The sequence below is a fragment of the Phormidium sp. CCY1219 genome (genome assembly GCF_035615515.1).
In the GTDB taxonomy this organism is placed as follows: Bacteria; Cyanobacteriota; Cyanobacteriia; order Cyanobacteriales; family Laspinemataceae; genus CCY1219.
Genome location: NZ_JAJENT010000971.1, coordinates 1 through 1684 on the forward strand (window position 1 = coordinate 1; position 1684 = coordinate 1684).

3 protein-coding genes are annotated in these 1684 nt (G+C 45.3%); 1 reads left to right on the forward strand and 2 read right to left on the reverse strand.

Annotated elements, in window-relative coordinates; translation table 11 throughout:
• Positions 1–340: 340 nt before the first annotated feature.
• A complete protein-coding gene (locus tag LKK83_RS31065) occupies positions 341–727 on the reverse strand; it encodes a hypothetical protein (protein WP_324635336.1) in 387 nt (128 codons plus the stop codon).
• An 80-nt stretch (positions 728–807) separates the two neighbouring features.
• The gene (locus tag LKK83_RS31070) at positions 808–1044 is read right to left on the reverse strand and encodes a hypothetical protein (RefSeq protein ID WP_324635337.1); all 237 of its coding nucleotides are present in this window, start codon (positions 1042–1044) and stop codon (positions 808–810) included.
• A gap of 426 nt (positions 1045–1470) precedes the next feature.
• Between LKK83_RS31070 and LKK83_RS31075 the strand changes: the two genes are divergently transcribed.
• A partial coding sequence (locus tag LKK83_RS31075; protein WP_324635338.1) for a hypothetical protein occupies positions 1471–1684 on the forward strand: 214 nt, incomplete at its 3' end.

Genomic DNA, 1684 nt, shown 5'->3' on the forward strand with positions numbered 1-1684 from the left:
GGACGCCGGCGGCGGCGGGGGGGGCGCGCGGCTGAGCGCGCGGAGCGGAGCGCAGCGGAGCAAGCGGAGCGAGCGAAGCGAAGCCCACTAGCGGAGCGCGCGAAGCGAGGGGAACGCCGCCCGCAGGGCGGCACCGCTGCGGGGGGGAGCCGGGGCGGGGGAGGATGTGGCGAACAGTAATTCTAACCGCTTAAAAAATATTTTCTTTTGATATACAATTAATATAAAATTCCCCTCAAAAGTTTGAGGGGAAAATTTTAGTATTTCAGTGCTTAACTGTTAGCGTTAACAGTTTGCGATCGCCTTTTTGATAGAGGGCGATCGCAAATTTAGGGATTAATTACCAATCATCATGCCGTTCGGCATCATCCGGATCGGTCAGAAGTGCCGGCATGTGGTATTGGTACGCGCGGTAAAAATTTTCTGCAGTTCCTGTCTTTTCATCAACACGCCAGACGAAATGCTGACCATTGGGTGCAGGATAAATTGACGCTGACATCGGGCCATCGTTCCACCGGCCATTAAATCGAAGCGTGTCAGCAACACAACGCCCGTCAATGCGGACACCCTCAAACTGCATTGTGTTGTCTGGTTCGTTGTCGTTGTAAACCGTCACTAGCCAGCCGCATCGGTTTTGAGCTGCTGCTATTGGAGCAATAGCAGTAATACCAGCAGCAGTAATACCAACAGCAGCAATAGCAGCAGATTGATATGATAGAATTTTCATCGTTACTTTCCATGTAACACTGGGGGGCGTTCCTCGCCTCCCACCCCCACATTTTCAAAAGCCGGGTGAGCGGCTATTAATTAAGTTTTGTCCTCCTGCCAAACATTTTTTCCAGGAACTAACCCTCCGACAAAAGGTAGTTCGTAGTTGTATTTTTTGGCCAGAAAATACTTAGCCAGTAGGAACCTTTCTTCTTCTGGCGTTTCTGTCCAAATCGGATAGCTCCGATTCGTGTATTCTGATTTAGAAGCTCGGAAGTTGGAATCCACTTTCCTTAAAAAGTGTCTCGTGACATTCCATTTTTGTGATTTTTTCATGGTTTGGTTTTTCCCTCATATTTAGTAAGCGGCGGTGATTGGGGGTGGGTGGTGGGGAGCTTTCAGATTCTTAAACTTAGAAAGCTCCACTGCATTGATTGCAAATGAAATCGAAATAGTCGGTCGCAGTCAACGGTGTTTTGCACCGTTGACAAACATGTCTCGCCGGAAAATAGGTTCCAGCGTCAGTTAAAAGGATTGTATATCCTTCATCAGTTCTTGCCTCACCTATTACTTTTCCTTTTTGTGGGTAATCGCTTTTGAGATACCCACCCTCGATTAACCTAATGATTATTTCTTCCATTTCTTCCATACTTCTAATCATACATAAGGTTAGAATTTTTGTCAAGTGTTTTTTTGAAATTCCTTGAAATCCTTTCGTAGTAAGGATTTTAGAGGTTAAGCAACCGTCATGCTATAATTTAATTGAATAATCGATTAGAAACTGCTAAAATGAAAAAATCTTATCGGCAACTTTGGAGAGAATCTGGGGCTGATAAAAATGGAGTTCCTTACTCCACTTTTTACAGCAGAATTCGCTATCGCAACCAATCTTTGAAAAAAGCTGCTAGACCTCCTCAAAATCAACGGAAGATTTCAAGGTTATCGTGTTTGTCAGGAAGACCAAGGGATAAAAATT